22 protein-coding genes and 1 pseudogene are annotated in these 18,982 nt (G+C 54.6%); 13 read left to right on the top strand and 10 right to left on the bottom strand.

What is annotated here, in order from left to right; translation table 11 throughout:
* Positions 1–6 precede the first annotated feature (6 nt).
* Genes AC2FJE_RS16060 through AC2FJE_RS16070 form a run of 3 tightly spaced genes read right to left on the bottom strand, consistent with a single transcriptional unit; the run spans position 7 to position 2,466 of the window.
* Positions 7–840: a transporter substrate-binding domain-containing protein gene (locus tag AC2FJE_RS16060; RefSeq protein WP_282121046.1), complete on the bottom strand. Its 834-nt coding sequence runs from the start codon at positions 838–840 to the stop codon at positions 7–9.
* 35 nt (positions 841–875) lie between these two features.
* Positions 876–1,718 carry an amino acid ABC transporter permease gene (locus AC2FJE_RS16065; protein WP_496756767.1) on the bottom strand — a complete coding sequence of 281 codons (843 nt, stop codon included), beginning with the start codon at positions 1,716–1,718 and terminating at the stop codon, positions 876–878.
* A 1-nt stretch (position 1,719) separates the two neighbouring features.
* Positions 1,720–2,466 carry an amino acid ABC transporter ATP-binding protein gene (locus tag AC2FJE_RS16070; protein ID WP_282121048.1) on the bottom strand — a complete coding sequence of 249 codons (747 nt, stop codon included), beginning with the start codon at positions 2,464–2,466 and terminating at the stop codon, positions 1,720–1,722.
* 308 nt (positions 2,467–2,774) lie between these two features.
* Here AC2FJE_RS16070 and AC2FJE_RS16075 point away from each other — a divergent pair, with 308 nt between their 5' ends.
* The 5 genes and pseudogenes from AC2FJE_RS16075 (at position 2,775) to AC2FJE_RS16095 (ending at position 6,281) form a co-directional block, all read left to right on the top strand.
* Positions 2,775–3,353 (top strand): carboxymuconolactone decarboxylase family protein, encoded by a 579-nt coding sequence (locus AC2FJE_RS16075; RefSeq protein WP_496756769.1) that lies wholly within the window; start codon positions 2,775–2,777, stop codon positions 3,351–3,353.
* Between the two features lie 11 nt (positions 3,354–3,364).
* Positions 3,365–3,952, top strand: a complete 588-nt coding sequence (locus AC2FJE_RS16080) for a helix-turn-helix domain-containing protein (RefSeq protein ID WP_496761151.1) — start codon at positions 3,365–3,367, stop codon at positions 3,950–3,952.
* A 12-nt stretch (positions 3,953–3,964) separates the two neighbouring features.
* Positions 3,965–5,344 (top strand): MATE family efflux transporter, encoded by a 1,380-nt coding sequence (locus AC2FJE_RS16085; protein ID WP_282121051.1) that lies wholly within the window; start codon positions 3,965–3,967, stop codon positions 5,342–5,344.
* 155 nt (positions 5,345–5,499) lie between these two features.
* Positions 5,500–5,987, top strand: a pseudogene (locus tag AC2FJE_RS16090) (IS6 family transposase); the annotation flags it as partial.
* 12 nt (positions 5,988–5,999) lie between these two features.
* A complete protein-coding gene (locus AC2FJE_RS16095; RefSeq protein WP_496761167.1) occupies positions 6,000–6,281 on the top strand; it encodes an adenylate/guanylate cyclase domain-containing protein in 282 nt (93 codons plus the stop codon).
* 336 nt (positions 6,282–6,617) lie between these two features.
* On the opposite strand, the gene AC2FJE_RS16100 is transcribed toward AC2FJE_RS16095, so the two are convergent.
* The 3 genes from AC2FJE_RS16100 to AC2FJE_RS16110 all read right to left on the bottom strand — a co-directional run bounded on the left by AC2FJE_RS16100 (position 6,618) and on the right by AC2FJE_RS16110 (position 8,472).
* The gene (locus tag AC2FJE_RS16100) at positions 6,618–7,835 is read right to left on the bottom strand and encodes an HlyD family secretion protein (RefSeq protein ID WP_282121052.1); all 1,218 of its coding nucleotides are present in this window, start codon (positions 7,833–7,835) and stop codon (positions 6,618–6,620) included.
* Positions 7,835–8,212: a hypothetical protein gene (locus tag AC2FJE_RS16105; RefSeq protein ID WP_058273728.1), complete on the bottom strand. Its 378-nt coding sequence runs from the start codon at positions 8,210–8,212 to the stop codon at positions 7,835–7,837. The genes AC2FJE_RS16100 and AC2FJE_RS16105 overlap by 1 nt, the downstream gene beginning before the upstream one ends.
* A 62-nt stretch (positions 8,213–8,274) precedes the next feature.
* Positions 8,275–8,472 carry a hypothetical protein gene (locus tag AC2FJE_RS16110; protein WP_496761152.1) on the bottom strand — a complete coding sequence of 66 codons (198 nt, stop codon included), beginning with the start codon at positions 8,470–8,472 and terminating at the stop codon, positions 8,275–8,277.
* 137 nt (positions 8,473–8,609) lie between these two features.
* Between AC2FJE_RS16110 and AC2FJE_RS16115 the strand changes: the two genes are divergently transcribed.
* From AC2FJE_RS16115 to AC2FJE_RS16135, 5 genes are all read left to right on the top strand, one after another.
* Positions 8,610–9,617 (top strand): helix-turn-helix domain-containing protein, encoded by a 1,008-nt coding sequence (locus AC2FJE_RS16115; RefSeq protein ID WP_282170324.1) that lies wholly within the window; start codon positions 8,610–8,612, stop codon positions 9,615–9,617.
* 151 nt (positions 9,618–9,768) lie between these two features.
* Positions 9,769–10,062 (top strand): glycine zipper domain-containing protein, encoded by a 294-nt coding sequence (locus AC2FJE_RS16120; RefSeq protein WP_282121054.1) that lies wholly within the window; start codon positions 9,769–9,771, stop codon positions 10,060–10,062.
* A gap of 422 nt (positions 10,063–10,484) precedes the next feature.
* Positions 10,485–11,867 carry a cytochrome ubiquinol oxidase subunit I gene (locus AC2FJE_RS16125; RefSeq protein WP_496756773.1) on the top strand — a complete coding sequence of 461 codons (1,383 nt, stop codon included), beginning with the start codon at positions 10,485–10,487 and terminating at the stop codon, positions 11,865–11,867.
* Positions 11,867–12,868 (top strand): cytochrome d ubiquinol oxidase subunit II, encoded by a 1,002-nt coding sequence (gene cydB, locus AC2FJE_RS16130; RefSeq protein ID WP_496756775.1) that lies wholly within the window; start codon positions 11,867–11,869, stop codon positions 12,866–12,868. Before AC2FJE_RS16125 ends, cydB begins: the two co-directional genes overlap by 1 nt.
* Complete coding sequence (locus AC2FJE_RS16135; protein WP_109311912.1) at positions 12,865–12,966, top strand: DUF2474 family protein; 102 nt, start codon at positions 12,865–12,867, stop codon at positions 12,964–12,966. The genes cydB and AC2FJE_RS16135 overlap by 4 nt, the downstream gene beginning before the upstream one ends.
* A 303-nt stretch (positions 12,967–13,269) precedes the next feature.
* Here the strand turns inward: AC2FJE_RS16135 and hutC are convergent, their stop codons facing one another.
* Complete coding sequence (hutC, locus tag AC2FJE_RS16140; RefSeq protein ID WP_496756777.1) at positions 13,270–13,953, bottom strand: histidine utilization transcriptional repressor HutC; 684 nt, start codon at positions 13,951–13,953, stop codon at positions 13,270–13,272.
* Between the two features lie 150 nt (positions 13,954–14,103).
* Between hutC and AC2FJE_RS16145 the strand changes: the two genes are divergently transcribed.
* Complete coding sequence (locus AC2FJE_RS16145) at positions 14,104–14,652, top strand: HutD/Ves family protein (protein WP_496756780.1); 549 nt, start codon at positions 14,104–14,106, stop codon at positions 14,650–14,652.
* Positions 14,653–14,708: 56 nt separating this feature from the next.
* Here the strand turns inward: AC2FJE_RS16145 and AC2FJE_RS16150 are convergent, their stop codons facing one another.
* Positions 14,709–15,722 carry an amidohydrolase family protein gene (locus tag AC2FJE_RS16150; RefSeq protein ID WP_496756782.1) on the bottom strand — a complete coding sequence of 338 codons (1,014 nt, stop codon included), beginning with the start codon at positions 15,720–15,722 and terminating at the stop codon, positions 14,709–14,711.
* A gap of 99 nt (positions 15,723–15,821) precedes the next feature.
* Positions 15,822–16,598: a transporter substrate-binding domain-containing protein gene (locus AC2FJE_RS16155; protein ID WP_496756784.1), complete on the bottom strand. Its 777-nt coding sequence runs from the start codon at positions 16,596–16,598 to the stop codon at positions 15,822–15,824.
* Between the two features lie 123 nt (positions 16,599–16,721).
* Here AC2FJE_RS16155 and AC2FJE_RS16160 point away from each other — a divergent pair, with 123 nt between their 5' ends.
* The gene (locus tag AC2FJE_RS16160; RefSeq protein WP_496699188.1) at positions 16,722–17,465 is read left to right on the top strand and encodes an amino acid ABC transporter ATP-binding protein; all 744 of its coding nucleotides are present in this window, start codon (positions 16,722–16,724) and stop codon (positions 17,463–17,465) included.
* A gap of 10 nt (positions 17,466–17,475) precedes the next feature.
* Positions 17,476–18,240 (top strand): amino acid ABC transporter permease, encoded by a 765-nt coding sequence (locus tag AC2FJE_RS16165; RefSeq protein WP_496699189.1) that lies wholly within the window; start codon positions 17,476–17,478, stop codon positions 18,238–18,240.
* On the opposite strand, the gene AC2FJE_RS16170 is transcribed toward AC2FJE_RS16165, so the two are convergent.
* Positions 18,241–18,951, bottom strand: coding sequence for a creatininase family protein (locus tag AC2FJE_RS16170; protein ID WP_496761153.1), 711 nt, complete (start codon positions 18,949–18,951; stop codon positions 18,241–18,243).
* Positions 18,952–18,982 lie beyond the last annotated feature (31 nt).

Below are 18,982 nucleotides of genomic sequence, written 5' to 3' on the forward strand. Positions count from 1 at the left end.
TCAGGGTTACTGGGCGACCTGGTCAGCCCATTCGTTTCCAGCAAACCAATAGTCATGACGTTCTTTCAGCCAACCGGAACGCCACTGCTGCGCGATCCAGTTGTTGAAATAGTTCATGGCGTCCGGGTCGCCCTTTCGCACACCAAAGGCTTCACCGCGCGGATCATAGAGATTTTCGAACGGCACACTCAGCGTTTCAGGGTGCAACCCAGCCTCGCGGTTCGGAGTTGGCTGCGCTGCCATGGAAGCATGAGCGTTCCCATTCAGAACCTCCTGAGTCGAGGCACCGTCTTCATCGAACAACAGCAAGGTCGCGTCTGGGAAGTTCTGTGCAATCACCGCCGCAGGTGTTGCACCACGCCGGGCGGCAAAGGTCACTTCGGGATTGTTGAAATCCTCAAGCGTCATGCCTTCAGTCATCGACTTATTGGCCAGAATGGCCAGACCCGAATAGGCGTATGGATCGGTAAAGTTAATGGTCAGGTTCCGCTGCGCTGTCACCGACATGCCCGAGATGATCACGTCGAAATTGCCTGAGACCAGCGCCGGGATGATACCATCCCAAGCGGTGGGCACGAATTCGACCTCAACCCCCATATCCTCGGCCAGCTGACGGCCAACATCCAGTTCGAATCCGATCAGATCGCCATTCTTGTCGCGCATCGACCATGGCACGAACAGCGACAGACCGATCCGGATCACGCCATCCTGCTTGATAGTTTCAATCACACTTTCGCTGGATAGTTCCTGCGTAGCGCTCTGCGCCCAGCCTGAGGTCGCCACACCGGTAGCCACGACCGCGCCGAGGGCAGCCCCGAGCATTCTGCGAGAAAGCTTCATCTTGGTTCTCCTTGTTGTCCGACATATTTTCTGGGTTATTGGTCGACGGCATATTTCTTCTCCAGATGGCTTACGCCAATCGACAGGATCAGGGTCACCACCAGATAAACCAGTGCGATGGTGAACCAGATTTCGAAACTCATGTATGTGTCTGAAATGATGTTGCGTCCGAAGGTCGTCAGCTCGGCCACCGCAATCACGCTAACAATGGCCGAAGATTTGATGAGGTGAACGACTTCACCGGTCATCGGCGGCAGCATGAAGCGGACGGATTGTGGCAGGATGATATAGCGATAAGTCTGGGACGGGCTCATCCCGATGGATTTAGCGGCCTCCCACTGGCCTGTGGGGACGGCGTTGATCCCGGCCCGGAAGATTTCCGAAATCAAGGCAGAATGGAAAACGGCCAGGGTAAGGATACTGGCCGTGTATCGGTCAAACCCAAAAATCGGCCCCAGAACATAATAGAAGAGGTAGAGCAGAACCAACAGCGGGATATTTCGGATCAGCTCCAGAAATCCAACCGCAACTGCGGACCCGATGACAAGATCCGACAGACGCAGCAACGCCACAAGCAGGCCTATAAGCATAGCCAGAATGAAAGCCGTGACCGACAATTTGATCGTCGCGACCAGCCCGATGGGAATTTCACCCCATTCAAACCCGACCTCGGTATTGCGATACAGAAACTGCGGCACCCGGTACCATTGCCAGTTATACCCCATGCCCTGCGCGCCGATATATGCACCATAGGCGATCAGCCCGACGATAACGGCATAGATCCCGACCGAAATCAGGGTCGAGTCAAAAAACCGCTTCAAAAAAGGCGGCTTTGGCAGCGGCTGACCTTTTGGCCGGGAAATGCCCAGATCGCTCATGTCAATGCGCCAAGATCTGATCTAGGAACAAACGGCAGCGTTCGCTCGAGGGGTTGGTGAAAAACTGTTCGGGTGGCGAAACCTCGACGATCTGGCCTGCCTCCATAAAGACCATCGTATCAGCGACCTTACGGGCAAAGCCCATCTCGTGAGTGACGACAACCATAGTCATGCCGGTATCGGCCAGCTCGACCATCACATCCAACACCTCATTGATCATCTCGGGGTCCAGCGCGGATGTCGGTTCGTCAAACAGCATGATCCGAGTTTCCATGCACAGAGACCGCGCAATTGCCACGCGCTGCTGTTGCCCGCCCGACAGCTGCGCCGGGTACTTGTCGGCCTGTTCCGGGATATGAACACGTTCAAGATAGTTGCGTGCAGTTTCTTCGGCCTGCGCCTTGGATATCCCGCGCACTTTCATCGGACCGATCGTCAGATTCTCTAGCACTGTCAGGTGTGGAAACAGGTTGAACTGCTGAAAGACCATACCGACTTCCTGCCGCAGCTCGCGAATTTCTTTGGCCCCGTCATAAACCTCGATCCCATCGATCACGAGGCGGCCGGAGTTGTGCCACTCCAGCCCGTTAAAGCACCGGATCAGCGTCGATTTCCCCGATCCCGAGGGACCGCAGATCACGACTTTTTCACCCTGATGGACCGTCAGATCGATGTTTTTCAGCGCGTGAAACGCACCGTAATATTTATCCAGATTGGTCACTTCAATCATCGGAGTGGCTTGGTTCATGTCGTACCTGCTTGGGTTCGGGACACCATGCGAATTTGTCTTTTGATGGACCGGGCGTGCAAAGGAGTTTTCTCCACCGTTCCTGCAAAGGCAGGCCGGCATGTCGTGGTGCCAGGCCTGACAAAACAGCCGAGGCCGGGCTGGCGCTGCGATTGTTTGCGGCAGTCGGGCAAGGCCTGAGCCTCCTCAAATACGTTGCACACTAATTAATATGGTTGCTTAATATGCAATACTCGTCAATAAAAAACTCAGAGGACAATTTATGATCTGCCCTCAGATAATACTGACGACCAAGGGAGGAACCGCAAATGTCTGCCTGGATCAGCATGATATCTGACGAAGATGCTGACTCGCATCTGAAGGCCACTTTGGATCTGGCGCGTACACCGCACGGCACTATCGACAATGTCATGCGGGTGCATTCCCTGCGGCCTAACACCATGAAGGGGCATGTGATTCTGTATCGAGCCTGTCTGCACGATGAGGCGAACAAAGTTCCCATGTGGTTTCAGGAAGTGATCAGTTCCTACGTATCCACTCTCAACACCTGCCCCTATTCCTATGCTAACCACTGGTCCAACGCCCGTCACCTGATCGACGACGCCATACGCGCCGACAAGATCGAAGCCGCACTCGAGGCACATCGCCCGCAGGATGCGTTCGACGGCGCACATTTGGCGGCACTGACCTATGCGGAAAAGCTTACACTTTCGCCGGGTACGATGGTCGATTCTGATGTGGCAGCCCTGAAACACACCGGTTGGGAGGACGGCGAGATTCTCGAAATCAACCAGATCGTAGGTTACTTCAACTACGCCAACCGGTTGCTGAATGGCCTTGGTGTCACCACCGATGGCGATGTGGTGGGGTATTATAGCAGCGACTGAAAGGACGGATCATGCAAGGAGACACTCCAGGCAGACAGATCGACCGTGCCATCGGCGCCTCGCTGAAGGAACTGCGGCAAAGTCGGAAGCAATCCGCGCGAAGGCTGGCAGAACAGTCCGGTATCTCAGCCGCTATGATCAGCCGGATCGAAAATGGGTTGGTTTCTCCCTCAATCGACACTCTGGCGGCACTGGCCGAAGCGCTCGAAGTTCCGATTGTTTCTTTGTTCCGCGAAGCGCGTACAGATCACACTGACTACACTCTCGTGCGCCATGGTGAGGGACTGAAATCAAACCGTATCTCGGCGGGGCACAGCCACGAATATGTCAATCTTTCACTGCATTCTCGTAAAGACCTGCGATTTCAGGCGCGTCGCGTGACTTTATTGCGCGAAGGCGGGCCGCCGCCCACTTATGTCGGCCACGGCGTAGTGTTTGTACAGGCACTCGAGGGCCAAGCCGTTTACCGATATGGCGAGGCCCGCTTTACGCTGTCAGCTGGCGATACGATCAGTGTGGACGCTGAACTCAACCACGGGTTCGAAGATGTTCTGACCCCTGTGTTTGTTTTTCTAACAGTTCAGGCCGAGCGCCCATGACACTCAGTTAACATGGCTCAGGCAATCGACCTTAATCTGACCCAAGGGTCCATTGCAGGCCATTTCCGAACATTGGCGATACCCGGCGCAGTCGGAATGCTTTTCAGTACACTGTACAACATCGTCGACATCTTCTTTGCCGGGCTGTTGTCGACTAGCGCCCAAGCTGGGCTGGCCCTTGGCTTTCAAGCTTTCTTCATCTCTATTTCCGTGGGCGTCGGGCTGGGTGCAGCTATGAGTGCACTGGTTGGAAACGCTCTGGGTGCAGGCGACAACCGAGCGGCACGACGCCTAGCGGCCCAAGGGATAACTTACGGAATCGTTGCGTCTTGCCTGCTTGCCCTGGCAGGGCTTTGGTTCGGCCCATTGTTAATCAAGCTTGTCTCGGAACCAGGCGTTTATCGTGAAGCCGGGCTTCGCTATTTCTATTGGTTGCTTTTGGCAATGCCGGGATTTCTTCTGGCTCATGGATGTAATGGCATCTTGCAGGCCCATGGCGACGCAGTGTCTATGCAACGGGCACTTATCGTCGCGTTTCTGGCGAACATCATCCTGAATCCCCTTCTGATCTACGGAATTCCGGGCGTGATTCCGGGCATCGGCTTCAACGGTTTGGCTTTATCCACGGTGATCAGCCAGACAGGCGTGATGATCTTTTTGATCCGGCAGGTTCTTCGGCGAAGGCGAATGAAACGTATGCGCGCGGCCTATTTCAGACCACGCCTAAAACGGTTTGCAGAAATTTCGCTGCAGGTTCTGCCCACTGCCTTTTCGTTTACGATCATGTTGTTGTCGGCCTTTGTGCTGCAGTTTGCGCTGAAGCTGTTTGGTGAACATGCAATTGCTGGTTATGCAATCGCTATACGGCTTGAACAGGTTTTGTTGCTGCCCATTCTGGGTGTCACGGGTGCCCTACTGCCAATCGCCTCACAGAATTTCGGTGCTCGGGACAGCCAGCGGGTGCGCGCCGCGTTGTTCTATTGCTGGCGAGTCGGGTTTTATATGTCGCTGGTTGCGATCCCGATCCTCTGGCTTGGTGGTCCCTTAGTGATGCGCCTTTTTACAGCGGACCCAGAGGTTGTACGCGTTGGTGTGGGATATCTACGAGTCGACAGTCTGATCCTGCCTTTTTACATGATGTTGTTTTCAATCAACTCACTTTTGCAGGCCTTCAAAAAACCTATTTGGACCGTTTGGATCAGCCTTTATCGCCAGGCCTTTGGGGTCGCGTTCTTTGTTTGGGTGTTTATTGGCATATTGGGATTCAACGAAACCGGGGTGTGGTTCGGAACGGCCGCGGCCGTAGTGACCGGCTGGATAGTCGCTATGGCGTTGACCATACGTATTGCGAAGACAGAAATCGGCGGTTTGTGGGTGCCTGCTACGGGGTGAAAAAAGGATGTGCAGCAAACTTTTTATCTGAATTGACAAGTGTGCAGGTTCCGACGTTTGTTCTCGGCGTTTAGTTCTTTAACAGTTTTCGGCATATTCTCTTTGAAAAGCGTTGCTAATCTGTTCGCGTTGCCCGTCTCGGATAGCGCGGTCCCATGGCTATACCGTCCTCTTTGCCGCGGCTGAAGGGCTTCCGTTTTCCTCGCGAAATCATCGCCTATACGGTGAGGGCATATCACTGGTTTGCTCTCGCACGGCAGATATCGAGGACCTGCTGGCGGTGCGTGGCGTCATTGCCAGTCATGAAGCGGTTCGTCTCAGGGTGAACCGCTTCGGGGCTCAGTTCGCGGCCTGTATCCGGCACGACCGGCCCCGGCCGCACGACAAATGGCATATGGACGAAGTGGTCGTCCCGATCAACGGCGTGAAACATTGGCTATGGCGTGCGATCGATGGCATTTGAGATGTACCCGACATAGTGATTCAACCTCGCCGCAGTGCCGAGGCTGCAAAGCGTTCCGTCGGCCGACTGGTTGCAACCTATGGCGAACCACGTGTCGTGATCACGGGCAAGCTGCGCAACTATATCAAGCCGACCAAGGCCATCGCGCCGGGCGCCGACCATGCGCGATACACTGCAATCGCTCTGCGCCAAATGAGAAAACTGGATCATCGGGTTTGTTATGGAGTTAGCATCTCGTTTGGCTATGCCACGGTCGGTATCGTCGGTTCAGCAGGACGATTTGAGTACACTGCCTCTGGAACCTCGATCAACATGGCCGCGCGGCTTTGCGACGTGGCCACCCACATTGAGATACTGATTTCCGCCCAAGCTTGGGCAGCCGTTGAAAGCGTAATAGAGACAGTAAGCGAGGGAGAGGTGGAGATGAATGGCATCAGGGAGCAAATTGAGGTCTTCGCTGTTGTTTCAGAGTAATTTCCGACGAGCTGCCAATTGCGAATTCGACTATTTTTGCGTGAACCTTGAGCGGGGCATTTCAGGCCCTACCGCATCGAGCTCTCACCGGCTGGCAGATCGGATGCTCCATGTTCACCCTTTGGTTCATGCTGCCCAAGCGTGGGCAGCCCAAAGCCGACCTTTAGAACGGTCTTCAAATGGTGCGGTCACAGCCCGCATTCCCGACTTTAGCTGAAACCGCAAAATCGCAATGGAACCATAATTTACTTGGTATGTTCTCTGTCAGCAAAAAGTCGAAACGGCTCCCAACTTTTGTCGGAAGCCGTGTTGTTGAAGATGAGGGTATTTAGAATATCAGGCGTGCCCACCACCGATCAAGCCGATACCCGAAGTCAGACCGAACCAAGCTTTGACCCGCAAGCCGACGGCCTTGATGATACCCATGGCCTGGATCCCGTGAGCGACAATTGTGCCTTCCATATCACCTTCAAAATTAGTGGTGTAGGATTGGACGATGCAACCACTGCCTGGTACCAAAAGATCGCGGTGCTCTGGGTGTACCAGGTCAAGATGAACAACGATCTGACCCCGTTTTGCCTTTTCACTCGGCTCGATCAGGCGACCGCTGGGCGCAAGCTGACCGGAAGAAATCGACTCTTGAATGCGTACGATCCTTGCGGGAAGAACGGTATTGCGCATCGAGATGTTGAAGTTGCTTTCGCATGCCACTTCTGCCGCCATTCCCTCGTACAATTCCGTGCGTGAAACCTGCGAGAAACCGGCAACGATACGTCCACGTTCAACATCTTTCCTGTCTGGCACGATGAGCATTGCGGGGCTCATTGCGGCTTGTGCGGCGCGTGATCCGACGTTGAGAGTGACCTGTTCTACCACTCCGTCAACGGAGCTGAGCGTCAGAGTTTTGGACAACTCCACTTGTGCTTGTTCCAGCGAAGCTCGTGCCGATGCAAGCTGTGCAGGCAATACGGCAGTCGCTTGAACTTGGGCCACACCCAATTGAGTTTCCGCGGCCTCAACTTCTGCTGATCGGGTATCCAAGGTGGCTTGTGCGCGTTCCAGCTGGCTCACTTGGAATGCAGCAGAGTTTTTGGCTTGAAGTGCGCGATGATCCATCAGGGACAGTTCGGCTTGCTCCCTTGAAGTAATCGCAGCATCAAGAACGGCTTGGGCGGTTTCGACTTGCAGTTCAGCTGCCAGTTTCGCGCTTTCTATTTCCTCAACTTTTCGCATCGCGAATTTTACGGCAGCCTCTTCGGAGGAGTTCTCAACTGCAAAAAGCGGGTCGCCCGGTTCGACACGATCTCCACCTTTTACATAGATATCGGTCACTGTTCCGCCGTTCTCGGCGACGACAGGAACGGTTCTGAAGGGCACAAGGCCAGTGTAGGACTTGGGGTAGTAGTAAAATACAGCAAAGAACACGATCAGGGCCAGGACGAACCACATGAATAGCGCCCGGTGAACGTTGTAGAGGGTGACTGGAATCCCGCGCCATTTAAGGTAGATCACGCGCAGGACAAACGGAAAAGAAGTGACGAGCAATTCGATCATTATACCAACTCCTCTTTCGAAGGCCGCCACCACAACATGAAGTCGCGGGCGATTGCAGTCAGGATCAACGCGCCTGGCAGCAGAATGCTGAAGTGGCTGAGCGCGGGCATCAATTCATATGCCAAGGCTATGGTAAGCATCACCGGAATGGTTGTGCGCAGCGGAGTGCCGATTGATTTGCGCTCCGTATAGCGTTCAAAGCGGGCATAGAGGTGTACGACCAGTAGGATCGCAAGGAAAAGAACAATCAGTCCGACCCAAGCATAGGTGTCAGTCTGATTGGGCGCGACCCACCATCTGGGGTCGCCGCCAGCGGCGAAGGCAGGAGTTGAGATGATGCCAAGTACAGGCGCCATCAGGAACGCGGGTGGTTTCATGTTTCAGGTCCTTGATTTACGCAGTCACGCGGTGCGTGAAGATTTTAGGTGTCTTGAGAACGTCAGTTCTCGGTCGGTTGTTGTGATGGTTCTGAGGGTTGTTCCGGCGGGGCGTAGGGGGGATCCCAGCGACGCCCGTTCGGTGTTTTCTCGCCAAGCGACGAAGCGTGCAGGCCGTAAATGTTGCCTCCGGACAATTCCTGTCTGGCAGAGACGTTGATTGCCTTAAAAACGCGGTAGTACCTTGCGAAGTAGATCATTGCCTTGTCCTTTCTGATGATCGGGACCTAACCGTCATCGCCCCCGCGATCCTTAGGGTTCTGGACATTTGTTGTTGGCTTTTGGACAATTGCAGGAATTACAGGGCGGTGTGTGCCCATCAGGGGAGGAAGCGAAAGTGCCACGGATCAGTGCATACAGACTGCAAAGTGTCGGGTTGCGTTATTCGCAAGAGCCCGGTGCGCGCATACCGTTTCCTGAAATTCTGGAAATGGCGGGGGCACCTTCGGATATCGTCAACAGCCCAGACGCCACTGTCGAACTGCTTCATGAAGCGGGCGCCGTTGAAACTGTGTGTCGTGTTTTGGAAGACAAGACCTTTGCCGCGCGGGTGGGGCTTTCTGCGCAAGGTCCCGGAACGCTTTTGGCTTACATTGTGCGGGCAGCAGAAACGGTCGAAGACGCGCTGGCATTGACACAGCGCTTTTATGCAATGCAAGACCCTGACCTGCATCTGGATGTTGTAGGGGCGCCAGATGAACCCAAGATCACGCTGGAAAGTAGCGTGATCCCGGCGCATCAATATCCTCGCCATCGCGAAATGCTGGTTTTCGGTCTCTATAAGCGCGTTCAACAGATCACCTCGGGCGGATTTGCCCCTATCTCAATCGAGTTGGAAACGGACGACGTCGAGCATTGTAAGCTGTTAGCCGAGTTGGCCGGGTGCGCCGTAGAAGGGTTCAAGTCCGGATATGCGTTGGCTCTGCCCCCAAACGGTATGAGCTTTAGGATTCCAACTGCAGACCCTACTTTGTTGGGGCATTTGCGTCGGCATGGGGAAGAGCAGCTAAAGGCTCAACCTGATGCGGTCCGAAGTCTGTCCGATCGCATTGTAGACATGCTCGGGGAACGCCTTCCTGGTCCAATACCAAACGGCGATCAAATAGCCGGAGAGCTTGGATTGACGCGACGCACAATGACCCGGCACCTTTCAGCCGAAGGAACAAGCTTTAAAGCACTTTTAGAGGGGGTGTTGTGCGACCTGTCCAAACGGATGCTTCGTAATGGGGAGGGTGTTGCCCGCGTTGCCTTCATGCTTGGATTTGCGGATCAGGCGGCCTTTTCAGTGGCGTTCAAGCGATGGACAGGTGAAACGCCAGCCAGGTTTCGTAAAGCTGGCCGCTAAGTCTCCTGACCGCTGCAGCGCGCGGGGCCGTAAGATGTCCAAGATCCACAAAACCTTGTCCTGTCCCCAAAAGAAAGCAGCCCATGGGGTCACCTAGTTCAATGGCACACGGCAGCCGCGGTGGTTGCTGACCCAGAACAAGGATGAACCTATGAAAACCTCGAAGAAACTCTTTATCGCCCCGATCTCCGGCGCACTTCTGATCACCATGGCAGCCACAGCTCATGCTGATTATGTCACCGATAAAGCCATCAAAGGCGCAGTTGTCGGCGCTACTGTCGCGGGCATTGCCGGCGAAAGCATCGTAGGCGGCGCAGCCGCCGGCGCTGCGGTTGGTGCCGTGGGCGGTGCGATCCAGAAGGACAATTTCGAAGACGCCCAGGACGAGGCACAAGAACGCCGCGACGACTTCAAAGATGACCATAAGGACTGGAACGAAGACTGAAACGCCATCCCAAACGCGCCGAAAAAAGGAGGAAACACAGCCGAACAAAATTGACCGGTCAGCATAAGGTCCATCGGCTCTGCGCTGTTAGCATCCAGACGCAAGGTGACTGACCACCCCGAACAGAACTCGCACAGTTTCTGATAGGTTGCCATCCAGCTCACAAACGAGCCGGGTGGCAACTTTGTTTGGGGCGTTTGAACACCAGCCGTTCCCCGACTTCGCGTTTCAAATTCCGCTTCCGTTCTTGCCCTTCTCGACCTGAGTTTTGTCCAAAATCCAAAAACAACCGTCCAGAACCCAAACGAACTCAAACGCCCTCTGCCCCAAATCCTGCTCATCTGAATAACATCGACGAGCTGGCAACCGAGGCAACCCAGGTGACTGCCGCTCTTTGCAATCCGACGCCAAAGGAAACGGCAATGAACCTACTAGCAAACTTTGACGCAGAGACCCTGGCACGCATCCAGTTTGCCTTTACTGTGTCGTTCCACATCATCTTCCCGGCCTTTTCCATCGGCCTGGCAAGCTTCCTGGCCGCCCTCAATGGCCTTTGGCTTTGGCGCAAGGACAAGGCTTACCTCAATCTCTTCAACTACTGGAAAAAGATATTCGCTGTCGGCTTCGCGATGGGTGTCGTGTCCGGCATTGTGATGTCTTACCAATTTGGCACGAATTGGAGCACATTCTCGGATACCGCCGGGCCTGTGATCGGGCCCTTGATGGCCTATGAGGTGATGACGGCCTTCTTCCTTGAGGCAGGCTTCCTAGGCATCATGCTTTTCGGTCGCGAACGCGTGGGTCCCGGCTTGCACATGATGGCCACGGCGATGGTTGCCCTTGGCACGCTGATATCGGCCACGTGGATTCTTTCGGTCAATTCCTGGATGCAGACCCCGGCCGGATTTGACGTCAACGAGCTGGGGCAATTCATCCCAGTGGATTGGTGGTCGATCGTCTTTAACCCGTCTTTCCCGTACCGCCTGACACACATGGTGCTGGCGGCATATCTCACCACTGCCTTTGTGGTGGCCGGGGTTGCAGCTTGGCACCTGCTATGCCGCAATCGAACGGCCGAGGTCACCCGCATGTTCTCGATGGCAATGTGGATGGCTGTTTTGGTTACTCCTCTGCAGATCGTCGCGGGCGACCTTCATGGTTTGAACACGCTGGAGCATCAACCGCAGAAAGTGATGGCGATGGAAGGTCACTTTGACAGCCATCCCGAAGGCGCGCCACTGATCCTGTTTGGCATTCCAAACGAGGATGAGAAGCGCGTGGACTATGCCATCGAAATTCCGAAGCTATCGTCGCTGATCCTGAAGCATGACCCCAACGCACCGCTTGACGGACTGGACACTATCCCCGACGATGAAGAACCCCCGGTCGCGATCGTTTTCTATAGCTTCCGCATCATGCTTTCCATCGGCTTTGCCATGTTGGGCGTCGGGTTGTGGTCGTTTGTTCAGCGGGTTCGGGGCCGCCTCAACGAAGATCGCTGGTTGCACCGCGCATCCGTCCTGTTGGCGCCTAGCGGATTTGTGGCGGTACTGGCCGGTTGGATCACCACCGAAGTGGGGCGCCAACCTTACACGGTGTACGGGCTGATGCGGACATCGGACTCCCTTTCCCAAGTGGATGCGCCTGCAGTTGCGGCGTCTCTGATTGCCTTCATCGTCGTGTATTTCGCGGTGTTCGGAGCAGGCACGTTCTACATGCTGCGTCTCATGGGAAAACCGCCTGTCGAAGACTTCCAGAAAGCTCAAAAACCCATTGAAATCTTTACCTTGGCGGAGGCAGCGTGATGCTTGAACTCTCGACAATCTGGGCAGGCATCATTGCCTTTGCCGTTCTGACCTATGTGATCCTGGACGGTTTCGATCTTGGAATTGGGATCCTCTTTCCATTCGCAAAAACCGAAAAGGACCGTGATGTCATGATGAACTCGGTCACACCGGTTTGGGATGGAAACGAGACGTGGCTGGTCATGGGCGGCGGAGGTTTGTTTGCTGTTTTCCCGTTGGCCTATTCTGTAGTGATGCCCGCGCTTTATGTGCCTGTCATCATCATGCTTCTTGCGCTTGTTTTTCGTGGTGTTGCCTTCGAATACCGATGGCGAACGGTACGCGGGCGCTGGCTTTGGGATGTTGCGTTTCACGGTGGTTCAACCGTGGCCGCATTGTGCCAGGGTATCGCGCTTGGCGCGCTGGTTCAGGGCATCCCGGTCGAAGGTCGGCTTTATGCAGGTGGATGGTGGGATTGGCTGACGCCGTTCTCTGTCCTGACAGGTGTGGCCCTTGTGATCGGGTATGCCTTGCTCGGCGCGACGTGGCTCAACATGAAAACCACTGGAAAGATTCAGCGTCAGATGCGCTCCTATGTCCGTCCGTTGATGCTTATGACACTCGGGCTGATCGGTCTCGTCAGTCTTTTAACCCCATTCCAAGACCCGATCTATATGGTCAGATGGTTTTCGTGGCCCGGCGTCGTTTTCACTGTGCTTGTGCCGGCTCTTGTAACTGCCATTGCATGGAAGCTCGATCGTGGCCTGAAGGAACAGCGCGACTATCAACCCTTTGTCTGCGCCATTGCCCTGTTCGTCGTGTGCTTCATTGGTATCGGGATCAGCTTCTATCCCTATATGCTGCCTCCAAGCCTTACGATTGCTGAAGCCGCCGCGCCAGACAGCAGTTTGGCTTTCGCTCTGGTCGGAGCAGTCATTCTGCTGCCGGTGATCCTGGCTTACACCGCTTACACCTACTGGGTTTTCCGCGGGAAGATCGATCCAGAGGAGAACTACCATTGAAAACGCTTAAACAAGTTTTCTGGTTCGGCGCGATCTGGTTCGGCAGTGTTTTGTGCCTGGCTATTGTCGCGTACGTGATCAGGTTGTTCATCACCTGAAATGCCAATGAAACCGCTACACCCGTGTGAACTTGTCCGGCTCGCGCAACCATTTGTCCATGCGCCAAAAGAAACTCAGTTCGTTCCCACCAAATTCCTGAGAACAAGCGGTCCGCGGGGGCGTCTCATCTTCAAAAATTCTAGGGGCTTTCATGCTTTCGCGTCCAAAGAACATTGCTGTGCGGTGAGATCAGATTGATCCGGCCCTGCCCACTCAATCAACGTAACGCCATGAAGGTCAATGGTCTAAAGTTTGCAACAGATCCCTTTCCGAGGTTGCCAACCTACCCAATGCGAATGCCATCACAGCTTGGTCGTCATTTTGTAACCGGAAGGAAAATAGAGTTTGGCATGAGTCACGTTGTTCTCCTCCAGCCAAGTGGTTCTTTCGACGGTAAACAAGGCCGTTCCTTCGTTTTCCCCCAGGAACTCCGCAACCTCCAGATTGGCGTTGGTCGCTGAAAACGTCAGTTCAACCTCGGTAAACGGAACCTCACGGACAAGCCACTCGTTTGGCCCAATTTCTTCGAACGACTGATCGCGTGCCTGAGGAATAGTCGCAAGATTGATCCAGCGCTCTTCGAACTGAAAGGCTTTGTTTGAGGCAAAGTGCATACATCTGAGATGCAGAACCTCACCCCCTTTTGGGATCTTGACCTGAGCACGCAACCAGCCGGGGGCGGCGATAACCTCGCGCTCAACAAGCGAATATCGATAGGTGGCCCCTAGGTTGGTGATTTCTTCCCGAATAAGCGGAATTGTGATCCGGGCCTGGCGCGTCGGGGCTGTTTTAACCCGTGTTCCTGCCTTGCGCTTACGCTCTAGAACGCCATCATCAACCAGTTCGCGCATTGCACGGTTTACCGTGGCCCGCGCACAGCCAAATTCCTTGGCAAGCTGAATCTCACCAGGCACTACCGCGCCGGGAGGCCAGGTGTTGTCGCGAATGCGGCCTAGGATGTTTGATTTTATATCCTGATAGCTCACCCGCACGACAAATGGCCTATAATATGTCTAAATTAATTGCATAATGTTTGTACTCGTATGCGGCTAGGGATTGCAACCGTCGGCACGCCTAATTCGAACAACAGCAAGCATACGCTGCCTTCCTATGACTAACCCGAAATGCGACCAGAAATGAAACATGTCCGAACCAGAACCCTGGAGCCCGTCTTGTGGAAAAACGGCTTGGGGACCACGCGAGAAATTGCACGGGGAAGTGGCGAGCAGGGCGTCGTCTGGCGTGTGAGCCTTGCTGACGTGGAGGCTGACGGGCCATTTTCCACATTTCCGGGCATGTCTCGTATCCTGACCGTTGTAGAGGGAGATGGCTTTGATCTGGTTGGCCCTGCGACACCGTTGAACGCGCGGTTTTCCGATCCACTCAGGTTTTCAGGCGATCTGGAATTGTGGTGCCGGCTGGAAGCGGGGCCAGTGCGTAATTTTAATGTAATCTTTGATCCTGTTCAGTGTGCTGCATCCGTAGATTGCCTGACCGGTGAGGACCCCCATAAGCTCCAAGCGGGTCCGAACGAAGTTCTGTGTCTGTTTTCAGTGTACAAGGGCTGCTCTATCGACGGAAATAGGGTTGAGCCCACTGAGGCTGCGATCCTCAAGGATGGCAATTTCACAACCATCGGTTTTGAGGACAGCATTACATTATTGGCGCGCCTCAAGAACCGATAGCGGGCAAGAGAACCTCAATCGACTATAGGAGGTAACTTAGCCATCACGCGTTGAAATTAGCCCGGGGTGCATTTTTGCGCGCGAAGTTCCGACAGGTGGCTCAGCAATGCGTTCGCTGTTTTCCACGTCACCTGCTCCTTTTCTTCGGCGGTCAGCGCAGCCGGAACAACCGCATGCGTATAAGGATCGTCCGTGAAGATCGGATAATCCGATCCCAGCATAATCCTGTCTGCGCCCAAAAGCTTAACAGCTGCCTCCAACGCACGTGGCCCAAGTGAAGCGCAATCGTACCAGAGCCGACGCAGACGCTGGGTCGGGAACGGATCATCCGGGTTGCGATGCCGCGCAATGCTTTCTAACCGCTCAAAAATAAAGGGGAGCGTGCCGCCCAAATTGACTATCTGAAAGGAAACAGCCGGGTAAGAATCCAACAGGTCTGACATGATCATGGTCAAGGCGACCTGAGAAGCGCTGGATTGCAGTTCCACTGCGGACAGTCGATATTGCGTCAGGTCCGCAGGGCGCGGCGGCGGGTTTTGCCCGACTTTCAGACCAGGGTGCAGCATGATGTGACAGCCGTATTCATTTGCCGCTGCCAATAGCGGTCGCAATGTGTCAGCTTCGGCCAAGGAGTTGAAATAGTTCGACGGCAAAATAATTCCCGGCAAACCCAGATCGCGACGAACACGGCGAAGCTCTGCACAGGCAATATCAAGATCATCCAGCGGCACTCCGGCCAACCCGATCAGGGCACCATCGCTATCAATTCCCAACTGGGCAAGGTGATCGTTAAAGGCAGAGATAACCGGTGCAATTTCCGTGGCGGGCAACAGATCAGCGCCAAGTGCTCCGGGGAAGGTCAGCAAGCGGTGCGTCAGTCCCTGCTTTCGCATTTCGGCCAGACACACTTGCGGGTCATGATAGGCATCGGTGAACGGAAATTCTCCATTCATCGCTGACATCACAGTGACACCATCTGTGCGTGTTCTGAGGCGAGGATGCGACTTTCGGGCGCGCAAAGTCTCGACCAGCCCACCACCGTAGTAATGGGAATGCATGTCAATGCGCATATCGGTCTCTCCTGACATCTCGATTATTGACGTAGCGCACAGAAAAGGCCCACCGATTGATTATCGCAGCGGGCCTTTTACAATGTCAAAGTCAGAACGTTACAGGCCCCATTTTGCGGCGGTCGCTGCGAAGAATCCCTGCGACTGACGCAGTTCGATCCAGCTGTTCACGTAGTTGATCCATACCTGATCACTTTGGGGCATCAGCATCGCGATCGGTGTCGGTGCACGCGCCTCGGCTACTTCAATCTGACGCAGGTTTGGGAATTTTTCGAGCAGGGTCGAACCTTCGATATTCGATGTGATGAAAACATCAGCGCGCCCTGCCAGAACCTCCTGGAAACCGCGCGCCGGGGCCTCAACGACCTTGATGTCAGCGTCAGGGAACCACTCGCGGACGCTTTTCTCAAAAGTCGTCCCCAAGGTGGTCGCAACCTTGACTTCCCCGTTGTTGATCGAGTCCCAATCCGAGAATTTTTCGGCGTTTTCTTCAGTCGTAAAGGGATAGATTTCAACTGAGATATAGCTATTCGAATACCCGGCAGCTTTCAGGCGGGGCGGGCTGATCGAGGCCGAACCTGTAATGTGATAGTTCCCAGCAACGACACCGTTTACCAAGGTCTTCCAATCCGTTGCCACGAATTCAAGCTCCACGCCCAGATCTTCGGCGAGCTGGGTCATGACATCGATATCATATCCCTTGTAGGAATTGGTCGCCGGATCCCGAACGGACATCGGGTTCCAGTCGCCGGTTGTCCCGACTTTCAGCACCCCATTGTTCAGTATGTCATTCAGAGCCGATTGGGCATTGGCCGCCCCTGTGAGCATTCCAAGTACAAGACCCGCGGCCAGGCCCATTGATTTCAGCAGCTTCATCGCTTCCTCCCCTTTTGTTCGCGCGTTCGCAACCAGATTTATGTCTGTATTTATCATATTTTGTATAGTTTTAATTTGAAGGCAAAGCTAGTCTTACGCTAACAATCTCAAAGGGGCAGGTCTATGTCAGATGCATCGCCGGTCATCACAATCCGCGACTTGAATAAGTGGTACGGAGACTATCACGCGCTCAGAGACATCAATCTGGATGTCGCGCTTGGGGAAAGAATTGTTGTATGCGGACCTTCGGGATCCGGCAAATCAACCCTCATCCGATGTGTGAATTCTCTGGAGGAGCATGATTCCGGTTCGATCACGGTCGACGGGATCAAAATGACGGACAAAAAGGCCGCCGAAGAAATCCGATCCGAGGTTGGCATGGTGTTTCAGCAGTTCAACTTGTTCCCACACCTGACAATTCTTCAAAATCTGACGCTAGGACCAATCAAGGCGCGTGGCCTGTCGAAATCGGACGCGGAAGAACGCGCAATGACATATCTCGAACGGGTCCGGATTCCTGATCAGGCGCACAAACGGCCAACCGAACTTTCCGGTGGTCAACAACAACGGGTCGCCATCGCACGCTCACTTTGCATGGAGCCCAAGATCATGCTTTTTGACGAGCCCACCTCGGCGCTAGACCCCGAAATGATTTCGGAAGTGCTCGACGTGATCGTGGATCTTGCCCAAGAGGGAATGACGATGATCTGCGTTACCCACGAGATGGGATTCGCGCGAAAGGCAGCGGACCGGATGATCTTTATGGATCAGGGCGAAGTGATTGAAACAGGTACACCCGAAGATTTCTTTGAGGCACCTAAATCAGAACGTTGCAAGCTTTTCCTCAGCCAGATCCTTCAGCACTAAGGGGTATCACATGAAACGTACAACGCTTGTCGCTCTTTGTGCGCTTGTTATTCTCGCCGGTTGTAGTTCTTCGGGCAACTGGGGATGGTACGTCGTCAACCCCTCGACAGAAACGGGTCAGAACAACATCCGATTTCTTTTGTCGGGTTTCTGGTCGACGATCAGCCTGTCGTTGATTGCCGCCGTTCTATCAATGGCCATCGGGCTTCTGGTTGCCCTGCCGGGCATGTCTTCAAACCGATGGCTGCGGTTACCAAGCAGGGTCTACATTGAATTCATCCGCGCCATACCGCTCCTGCCGATGTTGTTCTGGGTATTTTATGGATTCCCGGTTGTTCTGAAATCAATCGGTATCAATATCAGCATAGACGCGTTCTGGGGCGCGATCATCACTCTGGCCATTTCGGATAGTGCCTTCACCGCCGAGATCTACCGCTCGGGCATCCAGTCGATTGACAAGGGCCAAACCGAAGCAGCAAAGACTGTTGGCCTGAACTACCGCCAGACGATGCTGTATGTAATCCTGCCGCAGGCGATCAAGCGGATTCTACCCCCGTTGGCGAACCAGTTCATCTATATCGTAAAGATGTCCGCCTTTGCCTCGGTGATCGGGATGCAGGAGTTGACGCGCCGCGCCAACGAGTTGGTCGTGACGGAATACCGACCGCTTGAGATCTATACGCTTTTGATCTTTGAATATCTTGTTCTTGTCCTGATCATCAGCTTCTTCGTGCGCTGGCTGGAACGAAAAATGAGATCGGACGAAAGCCGCTGATCAATGAACAAAGCTGGCGAAATCCGCGGCGACAGCCTGCGCCGCGGCATTGACGAGTTCACGCCCGTGTTCGGGTCGGGCCAGTTCAGAATAGGACCCAACGCGTCCATCGGGAAAGTCGCGCCGATGTTCATCGGGCGGCCCATGGCGATCACCCGCGTGGGCCGCGATGAACTCGGCAGAAAGCTTGCGCGGAGGACTCGTGTCTCCGGCCTGAACAACGCGATGGGTGGCCTGCGTGATCGCGACCTCGGATGGGGTGGCGTGCATACCCTCCCAGTCGCCGTAGTAGCCACGTCGGAGTTTGTTTACCCGGTCAAAGTCCCACCAGCTCCGAATTCGGATTGTCGCACTTACGTCGTGTGCTGCCTTCCGCAAGGGCTCAAGGTTGGCACCGTGGCCGTTCAAAACATAGATCATCGAGAATCCATGATGGGCCAGCCCTTGCATAACCTCTCTCGCCAGATCGCAGTAGAGACCGGCGCTCAGCGAGACGGTGCCCGGAAAGCTCATGTTGAACGGCGCAGGGGCGTAAGCCAGTTCGGGTGCCACGACCGCGCCGGCGATATCGGCCGCAGCCCAAGTGATCTCGCGCGCGCAAATGGCATCCGTACCGATCAGACCGATGGGCCCGTGCTGTTCGACAGACCCGGTCGGCAGAATAACTCCCTTTTGGGTCTTGAGGTATGTCTCGACCTCGATCCAGGTCATCTCTTCCAATCGCATATTGCCAGCTAACAGA

The organism is Ruegeria sp. CDSC002, from assembly GCF_059610905.1.